Source organism: Mesorhizobium sp. B2-1-1 (genome assembly GCF_006442975.2).
GTDB lineage: Bacteria > Pseudomonadota > Alphaproteobacteria > Rhizobiales > Rhizobiaceae > Mesorhizobium.
This window is the reverse complement of sequence record NZ_CP083954.1, coordinates 826,381-844,789: the sequence shown is the minus strand read 5'-3', so window position 1 is coordinate 844,789 and position 18,409 is coordinate 826,381. Positions and strand designations below refer to the sequence as shown.

General features: G+C 62.5%; 20 protein-coding genes. 10 read left to right on the top strand and 10 right to left on the bottom strand.

The window, feature by feature from the left end:
- Window positions 1–112 precede the first annotated feature (112 nt).
- The 5 genes from FJ972_RS04045 to FJ972_RS04025 are packed head-to-tail and all read left to right on the top strand — an operon-like array spanning window position 113 to window position 3,579.
- Entirely contained in the window at window positions 113–616 is a 504-nt protein-coding gene (locus FJ972_RS04045) for a phage tail protein (RefSeq protein ID WP_140514061.1), read from the top strand.
- Between the two features lie 12 nt (window positions 617–628).
- Window positions 629–1,132, top strand: a complete 504-nt coding sequence (locus FJ972_RS04040) for a phage tail protein (RefSeq protein WP_140514062.1) — start codon at window positions 629–631, stop codon at window positions 1,130–1,132.
- Between the two features lie 12 nt (window positions 1,133–1,144).
- On the top strand, window positions 1,145–1,672 hold the full coding sequence (locus FJ972_RS04035) for a phage tail protein (protein WP_140524533.1): 528 nt from the start codon (window positions 1,145–1,147) through the stop codon (window positions 1,670–1,672).
- Between the two features lie 30 nt (window positions 1,673–1,702).
- On the top strand, window positions 1,703–3,025 hold the full coding sequence (locus FJ972_RS04030) for a hypothetical protein (RefSeq protein WP_140524531.1): 1,323 nt from the start codon (window positions 1,703–1,705) through the stop codon (window positions 3,023–3,025).
- Between the two features lie 11 nt (window positions 3,026–3,036).
- Window positions 3,037–3,579, top strand: coding sequence for a GNAT family N-acetyltransferase (locus FJ972_RS04025; protein ID WP_224646171.1), 543 nt, complete (start codon window positions 3,037–3,039; stop codon window positions 3,577–3,579).
- Between the two features lie 146 nt (window positions 3,580–3,725).
- Here the strand turns inward: FJ972_RS04025 and FJ972_RS04020 are convergent, their stop codons facing one another.
- The gene (locus FJ972_RS04020; RefSeq protein ID WP_140492044.1) at window positions 3,726–4,001 is read right to left on the bottom strand and encodes a DUF6916 family protein; all 276 of its coding nucleotides are present in this window, start codon (window positions 3,999–4,001) and stop codon (window positions 3,726–3,728) included.
- 500 nt (window positions 4,002–4,501) lie between these two features.
- Here FJ972_RS04020 and FJ972_RS04015 point away from each other — a divergent pair, with 500 nt between their 5' ends.
- Window positions 4,502–5,299: a SapC family protein gene (locus FJ972_RS04015; protein ID WP_140524528.1), complete on the top strand. Its 798-nt coding sequence runs from the start codon at window positions 4,502–4,504 to the stop codon at window positions 5,297–5,299.
- A gap of 51 nt (window positions 5,300–5,350) precedes the next feature.
- Here FJ972_RS04015 and FJ972_RS04010 read toward each other — a convergent pair whose 3' ends face one another.
- The 8 genes from FJ972_RS04010 to FJ972_RS03975 all read right to left on the bottom strand — a co-directional run bounded on the left by FJ972_RS04010 (window position 5,351) and on the right by FJ972_RS03975 (window position 13,649).
- Window positions 5,351–5,914 (bottom strand): type 1 glutamine amidotransferase domain-containing protein, encoded by a 564-nt coding sequence (locus FJ972_RS04010; RefSeq protein ID WP_140524526.1) that lies wholly within the window; start codon window positions 5,912–5,914, stop codon window positions 5,351–5,353.
- Between the two features lie 297 nt (window positions 5,915–6,211).
- Entirely contained in the window at window positions 6,212–7,027 is an 816-nt protein-coding gene (locus FJ972_RS04005; RefSeq protein WP_181173425.1) for a substrate-binding periplasmic protein, read from the bottom strand.
- Between the two features lie 38 nt (window positions 7,028–7,065).
- Window positions 7,066–7,725, bottom strand: a complete 660-nt coding sequence (locus FJ972_RS04000; RefSeq protein ID WP_140524523.1) for an amino acid ABC transporter permease — start codon at window positions 7,723–7,725, stop codon at window positions 7,066–7,068.
- Window positions 7,722–8,366 carry an amino acid ABC transporter permease gene (locus FJ972_RS03995; protein ID WP_140492029.1) on the bottom strand — a complete coding sequence of 215 codons (645 nt, stop codon included), beginning with the start codon at window positions 8,364–8,366 and terminating at the stop codon, window positions 7,722–7,724. The genes FJ972_RS04000 and FJ972_RS03995 overlap by 4 nt, the downstream gene beginning before the upstream one ends.
- Window positions 8,363–9,124 (bottom strand): amino acid ABC transporter ATP-binding protein, encoded by a 762-nt coding sequence (locus FJ972_RS03990; RefSeq protein ID WP_263483292.1) that lies wholly within the window; start codon window positions 9,122–9,124, stop codon window positions 8,363–8,365. Before FJ972_RS03990 ends, FJ972_RS03995 begins: the two co-directional genes overlap by 4 nt.
- Window positions 9,125–9,163: 39 nt before the next feature.
- Entirely contained in the window at window positions 9,164–10,333 is a 1,170-nt protein-coding gene (locus FJ972_RS03985) for an NAD(P)/FAD-dependent oxidoreductase (RefSeq protein ID WP_140524521.1), read from the bottom strand.
- A gap of 62 nt (window positions 10,334–10,395) precedes the next feature.
- Window positions 10,396–11,673, bottom strand: coding sequence for an aspartate aminotransferase family protein (locus FJ972_RS03980; RefSeq protein WP_226880495.1), 1,278 nt, complete (start codon window positions 11,671–11,673; stop codon window positions 10,396–10,398).
- 104 nt (window positions 11,674–11,777) lie between these two features.
- Entirely contained in the window at window positions 11,778–13,649 is a 1,872-nt protein-coding gene (locus FJ972_RS03975) for an aldehyde dehydrogenase family protein (RefSeq protein WP_210239495.1), read from the bottom strand.
- Here FJ972_RS03975 and FJ972_RS03970 point away from each other — a divergent pair.
- Window positions 13,618–14,460, top strand: coding sequence for an IclR family transcriptional regulator (locus tag FJ972_RS03970; protein WP_140514071.1), 843 nt, complete (start codon window positions 13,618–13,620; stop codon window positions 14,458–14,460). The two genes, FJ972_RS03975 and FJ972_RS03970, sit on opposite strands and share 32 nt — an antisense overlap.
- Window positions 14,461–14,841: 381 nt before the next feature.
- Here FJ972_RS03970 and FJ972_RS03965 read toward each other — a convergent pair whose 3' ends face one another.
- Window positions 14,842–15,603, bottom strand: a complete 762-nt coding sequence (locus tag FJ972_RS03965) for an IclR family transcriptional regulator C-terminal domain-containing protein (RefSeq protein ID WP_140524518.1) — start codon at window positions 15,601–15,603, stop codon at window positions 14,842–14,844.
- Window positions 15,604–15,726: 123 nt separating this feature from the next.
- Between FJ972_RS03965 and FJ972_RS03960 the strand changes: the two genes are divergently transcribed.
- The 3 genes from FJ972_RS03960 to pcaF are packed head-to-tail and all read left to right on the top strand — an operon-like array spanning window position 15,727 to window position 18,326.
- Window positions 15,727–16,449, top strand: a complete 723-nt coding sequence (locus FJ972_RS03960; protein ID WP_140524516.1) for a 3-oxoacid CoA-transferase subunit A — start codon at window positions 15,727–15,729, stop codon at window positions 16,447–16,449.
- Window positions 16,446–17,117: a 3-oxoacid CoA-transferase subunit B gene (locus FJ972_RS03955; RefSeq protein ID WP_140524514.1), complete on the top strand. Its 672-nt coding sequence runs from the start codon at window positions 16,446–16,448 to the stop codon at window positions 17,115–17,117. Before FJ972_RS03960 ends, FJ972_RS03955 begins: the two co-directional genes overlap by 4 nt.
- On the top strand, window positions 17,118–18,326 hold the full coding sequence (pcaF, locus tag FJ972_RS03950) for a 3-oxoadipyl-CoA thiolase (protein ID WP_140524513.1): 1,209 nt from the start codon (window positions 17,118–17,120) through the stop codon (window positions 18,324–18,326).
- Window positions 18,327–18,409: the final 83 nt, after the last annotated feature.

Here is an 18,409-nt window from a genome sequence, read left to right as displayed (position 1 = left end):
AAGGCCAGGCGTGATTATTCTGCGGTAAGTGCAGCGCAATCAGCTTTGCCGGATATCCGCACGACGCGTCGTGTTGCGATACTCTCTGAAAATCAGGCAAGCGGGAAGAAGCATGGCGGAACCATTTCTTTCGGAAATCAGGCTGTTCTCGTTCGATTTCGCGCCGAAGGGCTGGGCGTCATGCAGCGGTCAGCTTCTGCCGATCAACCAAAACCAAGCACTTTTCTCTCTGCTGGGAACGACGTTTGGCGGTGACGGCAGAGTAAATTTTGCGCTGCCTGATTATCGCGGACGTATTCCGATCCATGTCGGAGCCGGTCACGTTCTAGGCGAACGAGGCGGTGAACAGAACCATATATTGAGCATTCAGGAACTACCCGAGCACACACATGTCGCAAGCGGCTCTGCAGTCGATGGCACGCAGCCGATTCCGTCTGGCTCGTACCTCGGCAAGGCAGCACCCGCCAACCCTTATGCTGCACCGACGAATCTCGCGGCAATGGGCCTGGGGACCGTAGGCAATATTGGCGGAAGCCAGGCGCATACCAACATGCAGCCCTACCTTGCGTTGAATTTCTGTATCGCCCTGCAAGGCATTTTCCCGTCGCAGAACTGAGGACAAGCAATCATGGCACAACCTTATGTTGGTGAAGTCAGGATGTTTGCCGGCAATTTCCAGCCGGCTGGCTGGATGTTCTGCCAGGGTCAGCTGCTGCCGATCTCCGAGAACGAAACTCTGTTCCAGCTAATCGGCACCACCTATGGCGGTGACGGCCAATCGACCTTTGCACTGCCAGATCTACGCGGTCGCCTGCCGCTCAATCAAGGCAACGGTTTTTTTCTTGCCGGCAACGGGGGCATCGAAGAGGTAGCATTGTCGATCCAGCAGATCCCCGCGCATTCGCATCCGATGCTCGCGTCAAATACGCTCGGCAACGATCCTAATCCGGGCGGTCACCTAGCTGCGGAATCTTCGGCAATCAGTCTCTATTCGAATGCCGCTCCTTCCGTCGCGATGGGGGCTTCGTCGACTAGCCTCATCGGCCTGGCCCAGCCGCACTCAAATTACCAGCCTTATCTCTGCGTCAATTTCATCATCTCGCTGTTCGGCATATTTCCGTCGCCAACTTGAAGAGAGACTGTCATGGCCGATCCTTTCGTCGCCGAAATCCGCATCTTTCCGTTCAATTTCGCACCCAAGGGTTGGGCGTGGTGTGACGGGCAGTTGCTGCCGCTGTCGCAGAACACAGCGCTGTTCTCGCTACTCGGCACCACCTATGGCGGCAACGGCCAGTCCAACTTTGCCTTGCCGGATTTACAAGGTGGAGCGCCGATGCATCCCGGCCAAGGCCCGGGTCTTTCGTTGCACTATCTCGGCGAGACTGGCGGCTCGGAGACCGTGCAACTGCTAGAGACAGAGATGCCGGCCCACAATCACCCTCTTGTCGCGCAAGGCGCGGTTGCGAATAGAACGAACCCGGTCGGCAACTACTTTGCGCGTGCATCCGCCGGCACTCCATATGTTCCGGGCACGCCAATACCTGCGCTAACAGGCCTTGCGGATCAGGCACTCGCCCCCGCCGGCGGTGACCAGCCGCACAACAATTTGATGCCTTATCTCACCTGCTACTTCTGCATCGCGCTGCAAGGCGTCTTCCCGCCGAGAGGCTAAATTCCCCGCCAACAGGGCAGGACCAATATCATGGCCAAGACAGCAGAACCAAAATCGAAGGCCCCCACGGCCAAGACGCCGGCAGCAGTGCCAAGGACCGCCTCCAAGGCCCGCGAGAGCGCTCGCTCGCGGCGACCCGGTACTGCGCCGGCCTACCAGCACATGCCCGCCGGCGCGACGTTTTTCGAATTGTCGCGGCTGATGGTCGTCGGCATCGATTCGGCCAAGGGACAATTGATCCAGAAGGCACAGACATCGCCGAACGGACCATGGCCGTCGGCCTGGTCTGTCATCGCGCCCGGCGCCTGGGTGATCATGACCGCGGGTCTCACCAAGGATGGTCGCGTCGCCGTGGTCGCGCAGCCTTCGGGCACCACCAGCCTGTCCTTCATCACCGAGGACGCCAACCAGATCGGCCCGATCGACAAGTGGACCGCGCCGGTCGGCATCGGCGCGCCGCCCGGCGCCTTCAGCTACCAGAAGCTTTCCATGGCGCGCGATGCCGATGGCCGCATCGAGATCTTCCTCACCGACAATCTGGGCCGCGTCTGGTGGATCTACCAGAACCCGGATGTGATCGTGCAGGTGCAGAAGACCATCACGCCGCCCGGCACGACGACACCGATCGTCGTCACCGTCGACGAGCTCAGGCCGCCTGCCCAGCCGTGGAGCGCCTGGATTCAGCTCACAGGCCAGCTTGTGGCGATCACCGCATTGCGCCAGGCTGACGGCCGCATCACCCTGTTCGGCATCAATTCCGGGCTCAACCTCTACCGTTGCCAGCAGGCCAAGGCCCAGGCGCTGACGGTCGCCGACTGGACGCCATGGGTGCAGATCGACGCCGGCTACCCCTTCACGGAAATGGCGCCTATCATCGGTCCGCTGGGCGGCACCAATCTGTTTGCCATGACGCAGCAGGGCCAGGTCCTGCACACCAAGCAATTGCCGGCAGGCTCCGACACCTGGACGGCCTGGGCGACGCCCGGCTACAGCAGGGTTCCCAAATATACGCTCTGCGCCGGCATCCAGGGCGACGGCGACATCATGCTGGTCGCCTCCGACCAGCAGCATGTTCACTCCTTCAACGCCCAATACGACGCCGCCACCCAGAACTGGTCGGGATGGCGCGATTTCAACGCCTCCGGCGCCAACACCCGCCTGTCGCTCGACTACAATGCCGATGGCCGTCTTGCCTTGTTCTCGATGATGATCCAGAACGACGGCACGAATGGTCTGTGGACCATCAATCAGATGGCCATGGACAGTTCGGAATGGGAGTGGACCTGGACGGCGCTGGCCACCAGCAACCTCAAGCAGATTACCGTGGTGCGCGACCTGACGCCGCCGGTGTGACGTCAGGCAGCGTGACAGAAGCGAAACAGGCGCAGCGGCTCCCGGCCTGGCCGCGGTCGCGGCAGGCCGGCCTCGCTTTCCGCCCCGCCGCGGAGGCCGACATGCCGTTCCTGGCGCGGCTCTACGCCTCGACGCGCATGGAAGAGCTCGCCGTGACGGACTGGAACGAGGCGCAGAAAGCCGCCTTCCTCGACATGCAATTCCAGGCGCAGCACGCGCATTACCGCAAGCATTATCCCGAGGCCGACTGGCTGGTGGTGGAGCGGGCCGGACAGCCCATGGGCCGCCTCTACATCGAGCGCTGGCCGAGTCAGCACCGCATCATCGACATCGCCTTGCTGCCGGCCCATCGCCGCAAGGGCCACGGCGCCGCACTGCTGCGCGACCTCATCGACGAGGCATGGTCATCGGGCAAATCGGCATCGATCCATGTCGAGAAGAACAATCCGGCCAGGCGGCTCTATCTCGAGCTCGGCTTCGCGGTGATCGAGGACAAGGGCGTCTATGATCTGATGGCGTGCGCGCCACCGCGGGGTGGCGCAGACAGTGGGTGAACGGGGACGCCATCCGCTTCGTCATTCCCGGGCCGAGAATCCTGTTCCGGTCGTCGCACAATTCGGCGGTGCTTGTTCGGTATCGATCCTTCGCGCCAGCGTCTCACAAATCGCACCGCTGCTGCGCTCACGCCTGCTTCCAAACTCTAATTGAACACCGCCTCATACAGCCGCCCCGTAGCGTCGGCGGCCACGGGCACGATGAAGATATCGTGGGTCGCGCCACTGCCGGCGAAGCGGTAAGTCGCCTGCGGCAGCGCGGTTTCGCGCGGACCCTTGAACAGCAGCGAGAAACCGCCGCCCGGGCGCGGGCTGGAGGCGATGCGGTTGACCGCGCTCAATTCGAGCGCGATCTGCCTGCCGCCGGCCTCGACGGTGAATGCCTGTCCGACCGCCTGTTCGAAATCCGATGCCGACGCCATGCCACCCCGCCTCAAAGCGCTTGCTGAGCGGGCGGCCAAGGGCAGACCCGCTCCGGTTCCTCATATCCTCGCAATTTCCGGACGCAAGACCGCTACGGCTCCCGGATTTTGCCATGCGAGGCCACTGTCGCCGCTTCGCGGCAAGCTGTCCATAGAGCCATTCCAGGAAAAGTGTGTACGGTCTTCCCGGGAAAAGCGCGCAGCGCTTTCCCTGGGGAATTGCGCAAAAACAAAGAGATAGCGCGGCTCGCCGTTTCCGCGAAACGGTGAACCGCTCCAGGGCCGGCATGGTTGCGGGGCGTCCCGCAAGGCGATTAGGGCGCAAACGCCGAAATACAGCAGCGCGTGTCCTTTTATGCGCGCCGGCGACGCTGTAGTACTTTGTCCCTGCGCAGGATTGCTTCGAAGCAAGGCCGGCGCGACAAGAACAGACCCCGCTTTGGGAATTCAATGCTGGACGGGCCGGCCTGGTTGGCCGGCGCGAGGAGGAAAACGGACACATGGCTGACACCGGTGCGAAGACGGAAACGGCGGGCGAGGCCTTGCCGCTGTTCTATTCCAGGCCCGAGGCGCTCAATCCGGCGCGGCACGGTTCACTCGGCCTGACGGCGCGCAGCGATTTCTCCTTCGCCCGCTCGGCGCATGCTATCCCGGTGGTGGCCTCGGAAATGCCGGCGGCGATGCGCTCCTACCCGATCGTTTTCATCGGCACCGCCAAGGCGCCCGTCATCATCACCGGCCTGCGCCAGGACGAGAACCTGTTCGTCGACGCCGACGGCAACTGGGCCGGGCCGCACTACATCCCCGCCCATGTCCGCCGCTATCCCTTCATTCTCGCCGACGATCCCAAGCAGCCCGGCCGGCTGACGCTGTGCGTCGACCGGGCGAGCGAGCGCGTCATCGACCAGCTGCTGGCGCCGTTCCGCGACGACAAGGTGCTGCCGTTCTTCAGCGGCAACGAGGCGACCGAGGCGACGAAGCAGGCGCTCGCCTTCTGCAACCAGTTCCAGATCGACTTCAGGGCGACCCGCGAGATGGTCGACAAGATCGACGCGCATGCCCTGTTCGCGCCGCGCCAGAGCAAGGTGACGCTGGAAGGAGGCGAGGTGCTGAACCTCACCGATTTCCAGGTGGTAGACGAGGCCGCCTTCAACAGATTGAGCGACGAGGCCTTCCTCGACCTGAGAAAGTCAGGCGCGCTCAGCCTGCTCTACTGCCACCTTGCCTCGACCAACAGCTGGACGTCGCTGGTGCATCAGGCGTCGCTGCGCAAGGCGGAGGGGGCGAAGAGCGCCTGAACAACCCATGCCGAGATCCTTCGCGGCGCGGCTGGTGAACAAGGTTCGGCGCTAAGCCGCGGCCCGCCTGTCGTGCCGCCCTTCCCTGATCTCTTCCGTGAGCTTGTCGCAGAAGGCGTCGAGATCGCCGGGATTGCGACTGGTGACCAGCCCCTGGTCGGTGACGACCTCGCTGTCTTGCCACAGGCCGCCGGCATTGATCACGTCGGTCTTGATCGACTTGTAGGATGTGACGCGGCGGGCTTTGATGATCCCGGTCTCGACCAGAAGCCAGGGCGCATGGCAGATCGCGCCGACGACCTTGTTGGCCGACCAGAACGAACTGATGAAATCCAGCGCCTTGCGCTCGACCCGCAAGAGGTCGGGATTGATGACGCCGCCGGGCAGAACGATCGCATCGTAGGCATCGGCACGGGCCTCGTCCAAGGTCTTGTGGACCGGAACTTCGCGGCCCCAATCCCTGTGGTCCCAGCCCTTGATCTTGCCGCTTTCGAGCGACACGATTTCGACCTCGGCGCCGGCCTGGCGCAGCTTGTTCAGCGGCACCTCAAGCTCGGACTGTTCAAAACCATTCGTCGCAAGGATGGCGACGCGCTTGCCGGAAATATCCTGCATCGTTTTTCTCCATGATTGGATTGGATGCAGGGCTAACGAGCCTGAACCGGTACCGTTCCTCGCTGTAACCTTATGTGACCGGAGGGATCTGTGGTGCGCTGTACTGCACCACGGGTCTCCTTTCCTCATCAGCTCTCCTTAGTGAAGGACTGTTACCCTTTTCGTGTCTCAGACTCGGGGTGCACTACGAAATTCTGCTCGCGGATCGCAGCCGCGCAGCAAACGTACAGGCCGCCCGCCGCATCCGGTTTTCTTCCTAGAAGCGGGGCAGGCAGGGCGGCCCTTCATACCAGCGGCTTACTCGATGACGCGGGCTTCACCGACATCTGCGGCTGACGGATCCAGCCCGTAAGCCTTGAGCGCTTCGGCGATAGCGCCGTTCTTGCGGTAGACATCGAGCGAAGCGTCAACCGCCTTAACGAAGCCCTCATTGCTCTTGTCCAGCAGGAAGGCGGTCTGCGACGGGTTCATGGTCGCATCGATGCGCGGATCCGGCTTCAGGACATGCACCTTGTAGTTCTGCCCTTCGTTCTGAATGACAGCGGAGCCGAAGCCGTCGAGCGCCGCCTCAATACGACCGGCATGAAGGTCCTGAGCGAGGTTCAGCGACGACGGATAGGTCTTGGAGCCTTCGTAGAGCTTCTCCATGTCCTGGACCCAAAGATATCCTTCCACGGTGCCGACCTTCTTGCCCAGCAGACCGTCGACGGTATCAATGCCGTTGGTCGAGGTGACGGACAGTTGGTCGAGATAGACCGGCGTGGACAGAGCGACGACCTTCGCGCGGGCGGCGGTACGATAGAAGCCGCCAATCGCGATGTCCGCGCGCCGCGACTGAACTGCGGAAACCGCGCCTGGATATGTGAAGATCTCATACGTGATCTCGAGGCAATTCTCCTTGGCAAAACGCTTCACGAGATCGCCGTCGATACCCGCGATGCCGCCGTCTTTTTCGAGCGAATACGGAGCGGTGTTGGTGAGCGCGACGGTGAGTTTGCCCGCCGACACGGTTTCGAAAGCATGCGGCGGCTTGCAATCCTGTGCGGACGCGACGCTGGCACCCATGGCCGTGGCAATGGCTGCGGCCGAGATGATCTTACTCCAATTTTTCACTTTGCTCTCCTCTGACATTGATGGTTTTTGATTGCAGGTCAGCCGAGATGGCTGCCCAGCCTACGTTCGGTGTACGAGACCAGCCACCCGAACGGGACGGTGATGGCGAGATAGAACAGGCCCGCCAGGATCAGGACATCGAGGTAGAGGTAGGTGGCCGCACCCACGCGATAGGCGCGCGCCAGAAGTTCGGGGATGGCGATCGTGTATGTAAGGGCCGTCGCCTGGAAGATGAGAATGGCAAAGCCCATCAGCGCGGGTATTGCGAACAGGATTCCCTGGGGGATCACCACGAAGCGCAGGATGTCCCGGCGGGTCATGCCGAGCGCCAGGCCCGCCTCGATCTCACAATGCGGAACCGCGTTCAGACCGGCCCGAAGGATCTCGCTGGTGTAGGCGCCCGTCGTTAGCGCCAACGCAATCACGCCAGAGGTGAAGGCACTTACGGTCATCCCCGAAGCAGGCAATCCATAGTAGACCATCTGCAGGACGACGAGTGCGGGCGCGCCGCGCCCGATCTCGACAAGTACCACCGCGAAATAGCGGACGAGCCTGTTTCCAGAGGAGGAGGCAAGCGCAAGAACGAGACCGATAGGCAATCCGAACAGCAGCGCCAGGCCCGCCAACTGGAGACTGACAAGAACTCCTTGGAAAAGCTGGGGGGACCAGTCCAGCCAGTTGGCCAGCATCTCGCTCATTTCGCTTGCCCTCTTGAGCGCAGCCGCTCGTCCACGGCGCGTGCCAACACGACAACGGGTATCGACAGCGCGATGTAGAGAAGCGCAGCGAAAATGAACGGCATGAAGCTGCCGCCTCCGCCTTGGGCCTGCTGCGATGCGTACATCATCACGTCGCGGACACCGATCGTGGAGGCCACGGTCGTGTCTTTGAGCAGGCTGACAAGAAAGGTCGCCATGGGCGGAACCGAGACGCGCAGGACCTGCGGCGCCAGGATGTAGCGCAGCGTATCCAGGCGCGTCATACCGAGCGCCGTGGACGCCTCCCGCTGGCCCTTCGAGAGGGCCAGGAAGCCACCCCTGTAGATTTCAGCGAGATAGGCCGTTGATACCAGCCCCATACCCAGGATGGCAGCCTGATAGGAACTGAGAACGATCACTCCGCTGCCCAATCCGAAGAAGATAATGAACAGCCAGACGATCGGCGGGATTCCCCGGACAACGTCGATGTATATGCGCGCCGGCATGCTTAGAAGGAGCCACCGGGAACGTCGCATCAGCACCAGCGGCACGGCTGCGATGGCCCCGACTGCGAAAGCGCCGAAGGTCACCAGCAGCGTGGCCGGAACGCCTCTGAGCAGTGAAACCAGCAGGTCGATCATCTGCGATCGACCACGGCACGGAAGAACTGCCGCGTGCGCGGCGACGACGGGTTGCGGATCACGGCATCAGGCGGACCCTGCTCGATGATCTCTCCATTGGCCATGACGATCACGCGGTCGGCGACGTCTGCGGCAAAGGCGATCTCGTGCGTGACGATGATCATTGTCATGCCTTCCTGGGCGAGCTCGCGCATCACGGCCAACACCTCAAGCCCGAGTTCGGGATCCAGGGCGCTCGTGGGTTCGTCGAAGAGCATCACCTTGGGGTCAAGAGCCAGGGCGCGTGCGATCGCGATACGCTGCTGCTGGCCACCCGACAGGCGCGCCGGGTAGGAGTGCGCCTTGTCCGTAAGGTGTACGCGTTCGAGCAATTGGGCGGTGCGCGCGTCCGCCTGCTCCCTGGTGCGCCCCAGAACCCGCATCTGCGGCAGCGAAATGTTGCGCTGCACGGTCATGTGCGGAAACAGGTTGAAGGACTGGAAAACCATCCCGGTGGAGCGTCGGAGCCTCAACAGCTCTCCGGCGGACAGATTGCGGTCGACCGAAAACCGGATGGCGCCCACTTCGAGGGTACCGGATGACGGCTGTTCGAGCATGTTGATCGCACGCAGCAGCGTGCTCTTCCCCGCGCCGCTGGGTCCGACGATCGCCACGACCTCGCCGCGCGTAATGTCGAGCGAGACGTTTTTCACGGCGTGATGGCCGCCATAGATCACGTTGATGTTCTTGATGCGGACGATGTTTTCTGCCTCGGGCATGGCTTCTTTGTCCTTGCGCTAACGCCGGTGTCCTACTGGTCAAGCCGCCGCAGTATGTACGGCGGGGACGTTTCTTTCCGGAGTTGGAGCGAGACTCTCGGTGCCTGGGATCGATGCGGGAGAGCCCTTGAGCACCCAGTCCGCGACGATCAGGCCTATCACCGGCGCGAGCTGTATCCCGTAGCCGCCCGCACCGGCCGCAGTGATCAGACCGGGCTCGGACTGATCGACTGGTCCGACATAGGGACGGTGGTCGGCGGTGACAGGGTAGAGGCCTGCCCAGCCCCGGCCGAGCCGGGCGCCCGGCAGATCAGGCACGCGCTCGATCAGCATCTCGGCCAGCATGACCTTGGACCCTTCCTCGCACTGCTCGTTGTAATTGTCCGGATCCTCGGGCGAGGGCGAGCTTACCTTGTGTATCTCGGCGATGAGCTCGCTCGCTTTCTCGTGCCGAAAGTTGAGTCCGGTGCCCTGCCCGTTCACCAGATCCATGACCATCGGCATTGTGTAGGGAAGCGGCGCGTCCAGGTGGATTGTCAGCGCCTCGTGGCGCTCGGGGCGGATGTGAAGCGTCTGTCCAAGCATCTCGGCAACGCGTGGCGCCCAGGCGCCTGCCGCATTCACGACGAAGTCGCAGCCGATCGGACCCTTGCTGGTGTCCAACCGATAGCCACCGGATGTCCGCGCGACACCAAGCAGCTTGCGGAACTGGAAAACCTCGGAGCCGAGCTTCTTCACCTCTTGCGCCAGCAACGTGCACATTTCGTGGGGATCGAGGAAGCCGTCGTCCGGCCCGAAGATGCCACCTTCGAGCCCATCTGAACTCAAGTGCGGCACGAGCTGCTGGAGCTCGTTCGCCTGGTAGACCCTGGATCTGAAGCCGGCATCGAGCTGGATGTCCACCGAGCGGGCGAACAGTTCCATCTGCTCGGAGGTGCGCGCCAGACGCAGATAGCCGATAGGGCTGAAGCCGAGACCGTGGCGCTCCTGCCACCGGCGGATGCGCTGCACGGATTGCATGCGCAGCTGGATCTCGAACGGATCCGTCAGCTGTGTACCAACGACCCCGACCGAGCGGCCGCTGGATCCTGACGCAATGGATTGTGCGTCGATGACGGTGACGCGAGCGCCCTGTTCCGCGAGCGCGTGCGCAGAGCACATGCCGAGGGTGCCCGCACCGATGACGACGACGTGAGGAGAAGCTGTCATGTGACTTCCATCTGTTGCTGCGTCGTCCCGTGCCGGATGGATCCGGCGCCGGACGCGCTACGTCATTGCTTTGCGATTGCTGCGAGGGCGCCGTCGATTGCGGAAAGGATCTCGCGTGCGTCTTTCTCGGTCATGGAGGTGGAAAGCGCGAAGAGTCCGTAACTCGCCGAAAGCACGCCGCGGTCGAGCAGACCCTTGTGGAACAGGTCGAGCTTCGTGCGTTCGGACGCACCCGGATAGACCGACCGATAGTCCGTGATCGGCAACGCCGTGAAATGGACTTTGAAGAGCGAGCCGAGACCGACGCACTGCCCGTTGAGGCCGTGGCGAGCAAGCGAGGCCGTGATGCCGTCGCGAAGCAGGCTGCCGATAGCGTCCAGATGCGCGAAGCTGGCCGGGGTCAACGCGCGCATCGCCGCCAGACCGGCTCGCATCGTCACCGGGTTCGCGGTGAAGGTGCCGCCATGCGGCAATGCAGGCTTGCCTCGCGTTGGATCGAACACCGCCATCACGTCGGCGCGGCCGCCGACGGCGCCGACCGGGAACCCTCCGCCGATGATCTTGCCGAGAGCCGTCAGATCGGGCGTGATGCTCCACAGGCCCTGCGCCCCCGAATAGCCAAGGCGGAGCGAGATCACCTCGTCGAAGATCACCAGCGAGCCGGCGGCATGAGCGATCTCGACCATCGCGTCGAGATAATCCTTCCGCGCGGGAATAAGTCCGGCGCGGTTCGGCATCGGGTCGATCAGAACACCCGCTATCGAGTCTCCATGCGCGTCGAAGACGGCACGCAGCGCCTCCGTATCGTTGAACGGCACCGCGATGACGTCGTCGAGAACTCCCTTCGGCGTGCCTTTCGCGTATGCCGTCGAGGCAGGCATGTCGCCCCAGTTGGCGGGCGAGCTGTCCAGGCTGACTTCCGCGAAGTCGTAGGAGCCATGGTAGGCACCTTCGATCTTGACGATCTTCGGCCGCTCGGTGAACGCCCGAGCCGCCTTGATCGCCATCATGACGCCTTCCGTGCCGGAGTTGGCGAAGCGAACCTGCTCGACCGACGGGAGGCGCTCCACCAGCAGTTCAGCAAGATCAAGTTCGCTCTCGGTGGGCGCTCCGAAAGCCGATCCCCGGGGCATCTGGTCCACCACCGCCGCCGTGACGGCGGGATGGCCGTAGCCATGGATCATGGCCGTGAAATTGTTGATGCAGTCGTAGTAGACGTTTCCATCGACGTCCCAGACGCGGCAGCCCTCGCCGCGCTGGGCATAGATCGGAAACGGGTCGATGAAGACCGTTGTCCGGGTGTTCCCTCCCGGCATGACCTTGCGGGCCCGTTCGAACATCTCGCGGGATTTCGGCATTGAATCTGGATAGTGGCGCATAATCTTGTAAACCGATGAAGGAGACAGCCTTGGATGGCCGCGGCGAAGGGCGCGACCTCTTTCGATCACCTGGTCATGATCGTGTGGCTCTGCTCGCGCAGGTACTGTGGCAGGAACCACGAGCCGAGACCGCCCTTGCCGCTGACCCCGGTGCCCTTCCAGCCGCAGAATGGCTGCGCGCCTGGCCATGCACCCGTCGTCGCGCCGCTCGCACGGTTGGCGTAGAGAACCCCTGCTTCGGCGGTGTCGAGGAAGTGACGCAACTCTTCCTGGTCGTTGGTAAAGATGCCGGCGGATAGTCCGTAGGCGATGTCGTTGCCCTCTTCGATCGCGGCATCGAGACTATCGAAACCGCGGACGACCACGAAAGGCATGAAGAGTTCGTCGCGGGTCAGCCGGCCCGGACCATCAAGTTCGACGACCGTCGGCAGGACGTAGTTGTCCGCAAAGCCCTGGCCCAGGGCGGCGCCCCCAAAATGCACCTTGCCTTTGCCCTCGACTTCCGACAGTGCGGCCTGGAAAAGGGCGACTGTGGCGTCGCCATAGACAGGGCCCATAAAGGTCTCGGCCTTGCGAGGATCTCCGACCACCAGCTTTGCGGCGAATGCTACCAGCTTCTCGATGAATTCCGCCTTGACCTTCTCGTCGACATACACGACCGAGCATGCGGAGCACTTCTGGCCTTGCAGGCCAAAAGCGGAGCGCGCCACTCCCTGCGCCGCACGGTCGAGATCGGCCTTGCTGGTCACGTAGGCAGGGTTCTTGCCACCCATTTCGGCGATGACGGGCTTCATGTGGGGCAGCGTTGCCATATGACGGAAGATGCTCATGCCGGTCTTATGGGAGCCCGTGAATGCAACGCCGTCGATGCCGTTGTCGGTGGCAAGAAGGCGCCCCACCTCTCCATCGCCAAGCACGATGTTGAAAACACCTTCGGGCAATCCCGCCTTGCGAAGCGTTTCGGCAATCAGCAATCCGGTCAGCGCGCAACCCGGCGACGGCTTGTAGACCACCGCATTGCCTGTCAACAGCGCACCCGAGACCATGCCGATCGACAAGGCGAGCGGAAAGTTGAAAGGAGCGATGACCGCGAAGACGCCATAGGGCTTCATGACGCTGGTAGCGGTCTCGTTTTCGACCAACATGTTCATCGGCCGGACGAACCCGTTGTTCGCCTTCATCTCCGATGCGTAGTACTCGACCATGTCGAGGCATTCCTCGGCTTCGCCGACTGCCTCGAGGCGGGACTTTCCGATCTCGTACAGCGCCGCCAAACCAAGGTCATACTTCCGCTCCGCCAGCGCCTCTCGCCAGCGGGCGCCGAATGCAAGGCGATCGTCCAGCGTCGAACGGTTCCAGGCCTTCGCGCCGGCTCGGGCAGCCTGGATCGCCGACTTGACGTCTGACGGGGTTGAAGCCGGGAACTTGCCGAGAGAGATCTTCTTGTCGATCGGGCTCAGGATCTCTTTCCGAGCGCCAGTCGCAAACGGCGTCGACCACTCGCGACCCAGTGTGTTCTTCTCGAAATCCGGGATCATTGCGTCGAGGTGAGCGTGAACCGGGGAAAAATCCACTCCGATGTTCGAGTAGGTCACACGCGGGAGTTCAGCCATTTCAAGTTCCTCCGAAAATCGGTATTTAGTCCGATAATCAGGATTTGGCTTGCGAGTCAATCGAGGGGACCATAAAATGGGGATAATACCGAATTTCGGAATTTGCGAGGACATTTCCGGATTCGGGTTACTAACGGAGCCCGACCGATCGAGGGCGTGCGGCCGTTCGGCTATTCTACGGAGCCCCGGGCTCAAGGCGCGGCGGAATAACAAGGGACTGACCTTGCCCCTCATGTCTGTTTTGAACGATAACCTTCTTGCAGTTGCAATTGTCAGATCGGCGTAGGTGCCCTTGAATACGAAGTCGAAGAAGCCGAGCGCCAAGGACAGCCCCCTCGAGCGCTACATCTCGATCATGGAGACGGTCGCGCCGTTCGAGCATGGCCTGACGGCGATCGAACTCGAAACGACGCTTGGATTGCCCAAAACCACGATCAACAGGCTGCTGCATGCCTTGATCGAAAGCGGGATGATCACCGCCGAGAGCGTTCGCAATCGGACATACCGTCTCGGCGATCGCCTGCTGCAGCTGCTACAGATGTCTCCGGATAGCGGCTGGCTGACGACGCTCGCGCAGCGACCGCTTCAGGATTTGGCCGACCGCACCGGCCAGTCGGCGTTCCTGTCGAAGTTCGACGGTACCGAAGTGCGCTCGGTCACCTGCGTCGCGCCCGACACTCCGGTCCGGACCTATGTCATGCCGGGCATGGCCATGCCTGTAAATGCGACCGCTTCGGCCAAGGCGATCCTTGCGTTTCATCCGCAGGAGACCGTGAAGAGGATCCTGGCGACGGAGCTGCGCAGCTATACCGATCGGACGAAAACGAAGATCGCAGAGTTGACCAGGGAATTGGCCGAGGTTCGGGAGCAGGGTTACGCCATGGACCTGGCCGAGCATGTTCCGGGCCTGGGCTCGATCGCATTTCCGATAAGGCCGACGAGCGGTGAGGTTATATACGCGGTGGGACTTACGGGACCCTACGGTCAGATCATAGAGCAAAACTTCAAACAGCATTGCGCGGCGCTCGCAGAGGCCGCCCGGCGCATGGCGAAGCTGGCGCAGATGCAGGCCTACAACGGATCGGCTATGGCCGCGAAAAATGCCGCAGCGGATCAGCGACAGGGCGGTGCGTGAGAGGCCAGTCACTTGCGCGAAGAAACGTCGCGCTTTGAACCGAGAATGTAGTTTCGCGATCTCCGTCTCGACGGCCGCGAATGTCCGGCTCCACCCTCCGAAAACCACTCGATGGAAATCCTCGGGGTTGAAGGCCTCGCCCATTGCGTTCAGGGTTTGCTGCCCGGGTCGAATATCGCCTCACGCCCAAGGCTGCAGGCGCTGGAGACCGCCTTCTCGCGGATGTTCCGGACGAGGATGTGTTCGGCGTGATCCGCCACCTCGATCTTCCATGAGCTCGCCCGCCGCGGCTACGATGAAGCGGGCGTCGACAAAATCATGGGTGGAACATGCTCTCCTACTTCGAGCGACTTGGACGCTAATTCCCTCCATGGCAGCGCCCTAACGCAGCACTGCCCGCAGCTCAGCTTGAAGTGCACACAACGGCTCCAGGTAGAGCGCAACGAGATTGCTGACACCCACATGTGTCGCCGCAACGCCGACGTTCACGGCTGCGATCACCGTCCCGCGCACGGTCATCAACGGCACGGCGATCGAGCGCAATCCGAGCTCGACTTCCTGATCGATCAACGCGAACCCTTGCGTCCGCACCCGCCCTAACTCCGCAAGGATGGTGTCGGGGTCGGTCAAGGTATGAGCAGTCCGCGCCGGCAGGGCATGGGAAGATAGAAGATGTGCAGCGCGTTCCGGAGGCATGGCTGCCAGGAGCACGCGCCCCATGGAAGTGCAGTATGCCGGAAGCCGCGAGCCGGGCATCAGCGCGATCGACATCACCTTTCGCTGCGCCGCGCGCGCGACGTAAACGACGTCGGTGCCGTCCAGAATCGAGACGGACGAGCTTTCGCCGAGCCGCTCCGAAAGGTCATCCAGCAAAGGCTGCACCAGATGCGGCAGCGGCATGGTTGCCAGACAGGCTGTCCCGAGCCTCAACACGCGCGGAGTGAGCGTGAAGAACTTTCCGTCGTAGTCGGCGTAGCCGAGATGGGAAAGCGTAAGGAGACAGCGTCTGGCTGTCGCCCTGTCGAGACCGGACGCATTCGCGACGTCCGTGATCGACTGCCGTGGCCGTTCCACCGTGAACGTCTCTATGACGGACAACCCCTTGGCCAAGCCACCCATCGTGTCTCGTTCGGAAATGGGCATCCATTCACCTTGTGCGATATGTCAACAAACGAATGATATCGCACAAGCCAGCTTGCCGAAAGATCTCGTCTGCCGATACGTGTGGCGGCGAAATCGATCTTGGAGCCGGGAAAGGCTGGTTACGTGGACAAGACAATCGCGAGCCTCGCGGAAGCGGTGGCAGTCGTCGAAGACGGCATGACCGTCATGATCGGCGGCTTCGGCGGCGCAGGTGCTCCGATAGAGCTGATCCACGCCCTGATTGACCATTTTCGCGCTACCGGCGCCCCGAAAAACCTTACGATCGTCAACAACAATGCAGGGAACGGACGGATCGGCATCGCCGCCATGATCGACAATGGCATGGTCGCCAAGATGATCTGCTCGTTCCCGCGCTCGTCCGATCCGCGGGCATTCACCGAGCGGTATCTCGCCGGGAAAATCGCGCTCGAACTGGTTCCACAGGGGACCCTGGCCGAACGAATCCGCGCCGGTGGCGCGGGTATCCCGGCTTTCTACACGCCGACGAGCTACGGGACCGATCTCGCGGCCGGCAAGCCTGTGGCCGAGTTCGAGGGGCGCCACTATGTGCAGGAACGTTGGCTGAAGGCGGATGTGGCCCTCATCAAGGCGGAACTTGCCGACCCTCATGGTAACCTCACCTACAGGAAGGCGGCACGCAACTTCTCGCCGCTGATGGCGATGGCCGCACGCACGACCGTCGTTCAGGCGCGCCGGATCGTCCAGCCGGGTGCGATTGATCCCGAGCTGGTCGTGACGCCCGGGATCTTCGTGGACCAGGTGATCGAGGTCTCGAACCCGATGCAGGAAGAGGCGCTTATCCGCCAAGGGGTCGCATACGCATGACAGTCAAGCTGACCAACGCGCAGATTGCATGGCGCGCCGCGCAGGACATTGAGGACGGCGCTTATGTGAACCTCGGCATAGGCTTTCCCGAGATGGTGGCGAGCTTTCAGCCGCCTGGGCGTCGGGCGATCTTCCACACCGAAAACGGCATCCTCAATTTTGGCGAAGCCCCGGCGGCAGGCGACGAGGACTGGGATCTGATCAATGCGGGGAAGAAGGCGGTCACGCTCAATCCGGGCGCTTCGTTCTTCCACCATGCCGACAGCTTCGCGATGGTGCGCGGCGAACACCTCGACGTTGCCATTCTCGGCGCCTACGAGGTGGCCGAGACCGGTGACCTTGCGAACTGGAGCACAGGACCCAAGGGCATACCAGCGGTCGGTGGTGCCATGGATCTGGTGCACGGAGCAAAACGCGTGGCCGTCATCACCGATCACGTCACCAAGGACGGTCGTCCGAAACTGGTGAAAGCCTGCAGCCTTCCCCTGACCGGCGTGCGCTGCGTGACGAGGGTCTACACGAGCCTTGCGGTCATAGACATCATCGATTGTCGTTTCGTGCTGCGCGAGAAGCTGCTTGCGATGAGCTTCGATGAATTGAAGGCGCTGACCGGCGCAGAGCTTAAGGTCGATGGCGAAATCAAATCCTTGACGGCACCGGAGCTCTGAATGACCGAGGCCTTCATCTGCGACTACATCCGCACCCCGATCGGCAGGGTTGGCGGTTCGCTGTCCTCGGTCCGGACCGACGATCTCGGCGCAGTGCCGCTGCGAGCGCTGCGGCACCGCAATCCAGGCCTGGACTGGTTCGCAGTGGATGAGGTCATCTTTGGCTGCGCCAACCAGGCAGGCGAGGACAACCGCAATGTCGCGCGCATGTCATCGCTGTTGGCGGGACTGCCGATCGAAGTCCCCGGCAGCACGGTCAACCGCCTGTGCGGTTCTGGAATGGACGCCGTGGGCATCGCTGCACGGGCCATCAAGGCCGGCGAAGCCGACCTGATCATCGCCGGTGGCGTCGAATCCATGAGCCGCGCGCCGTTCGTGCTTCCGAAGGCGGGCGAAGCGTTTTCGCGCAATGCCGAGATTTACGACACCACGATCGGTTGGCGCTTCGTCAATCCATTGATGAAGAAGCAGTATGGCGTCGATTCGATGCCGGAGACGGGCGAAAACATTGCGGAAGCCTTCAAGGTCAGCCGCGCCGATCAGGATAGCTTCGCCGCACGCAGCCAGGCCAGGACCGCCGCCGCTCAGGAAAATGGCCGGCTGGCGCTGGAGATCACTCCGGTGACCGTACCCCAGCGCAAAGGCGATGCTATCGTGGTCGATCGCGACGAACATCCACGCACCGGAACGACAACCGAGTCGCTCGCCAAGCTTCCAGCGCCGTTCAAAAAGGAAGGCGGCACCGTCACAGCGGGCAACGCTTCTGGCGTGAACGACGGAGCGGCAGCGCTGATCATCGCGTCCGAAGCCTCCGTCAAGGCATTCGGGCTCACACCGATCGCCCGGATTCTGGGCGTCGCGACGGCCGGGGTTGCCCCACGGATCATGGGGATCGGCCCGGCTCCGGCGACACGCAAGCTTTGCGCGCGCCTCGGCATCGCGCCTTCGGACTTCGATATCATCGAGCTGAATGAAGCATTTGCCTCCCAAAGCATCGCCGTGCTCCGCGAACTCGGGATCCCCGAGGACGCGGAGCATGTGAACCCGAACGGCGGAGCGATCGCGCTCGGGCACCCGCTTGGGATGTCGGGCATTCGCATCACCGGCACTGCCGCGCTCGAGTTGCGGTCCCGAAAAGCACGACTGGCCCTGGCCACGATGTGCATCGGTGTCGGACAGGGTATCGCGATCGCTCTGGGCAGTGCGTAGCGGAGATGGTGCGACAGTCCGAGTCAGGCGGATTGCATCGATCCGCAGCAAAGCAGCCACGGGTATGGATCGGTTGACGTTTG

Coding starts and splice junctions, on each gene's coding strand:
- FJ972_RS04045 (WP_140514061.1), top strand. CDS start 113: ATGGCGGAACCATTTCTTTCGGAAATCAGGCTGTTCTCGTTCGATTTC.
- FJ972_RS04040 (WP_140514062.1), top strand. CDS start 629: ATGGCACAACCTTATGTTGGTGAAGTCAGGATGTTTGCCGGCAATTTC.
- FJ972_RS04035 (WP_140524533.1), top strand. CDS start 1,145: ATGGCCGATCCTTTCGTCGCCGAAATCCGCATCTTTCCGTTCAATTTC.
- FJ972_RS04030 (WP_140524531.1), top strand. CDS start 1,703: ATGGCCAAGACAGCAGAACCAAAATCGAAGGCCCCCACGGCCAAGACG.
- FJ972_RS04020 (WP_140492044.1), bottom strand. CDS start 4,001: ATGGCGTCGGCATCGGATTTCGAACAGGCGGTCGGACAGGCATTCACC.
- FJ972_RS04015 (WP_140524528.1), top strand. CDS start 4,502: ATGGCTGACACCGGTGCGAAGACGGAAACGGCGGGCGAGGCCTTGCCG.
- FJ972_RS04010 (WP_140524526.1), bottom strand. CDS start 5,914: ATGCAGGATATTTCCGGCAAGCGCGTCGCCATCCTTGCGACGAATGGT.
- FJ972_RS04000 (WP_140524523.1), bottom strand. CDS start 7,725: ATGAGCGAGATGCTGGCCAACTGGCTGGACTGGTCCCCCCAGCTTTTC.
- FJ972_RS03995 (WP_140492029.1), bottom strand. CDS start 8,366: ATGATCGACCTGCTGGTTTCACTGCTCAGAGGCGTTCCGGCCACGCTG.
- FJ972_RS03990 (WP_263483292.1), bottom strand. CDS start 9,124: ATGCCCGAGGCAGAAAACATCGTCCGCATCAAGAACATCAACGTGATC.
- FJ972_RS03985 (WP_140524521.1), bottom strand. CDS start 10,333: ATGACAGCTTCTCCTCACGTCGTCGTCATCGGTGCGGGCACCCTCGGC.
- FJ972_RS03980 (WP_226880495.1), bottom strand. CDS start 11,673: ATGTTCGAACGGGCCCGCAAGGTCATGCCGGGAGGGAACACCCGGACA.
- FJ972_RS03965 (WP_140524518.1), bottom strand. CDS start 15,603: ATGCCCATTTCCGAACGAGACACGATGGGTGGCTTGGCCAAGGGGTTG.
- FJ972_RS03955 (WP_140524514.1), top strand. CDS start 16,446: ATGACAGTCAAGCTGACCAACGCGCAGATTGCATGGCGCGCCGCGCAG.
- pcaF (WP_140524513.1), top strand. CDS start 17,118: ATGACCGAGGCCTTCATCTGCGACTACATCCGCACCCCGATCGGCAGG.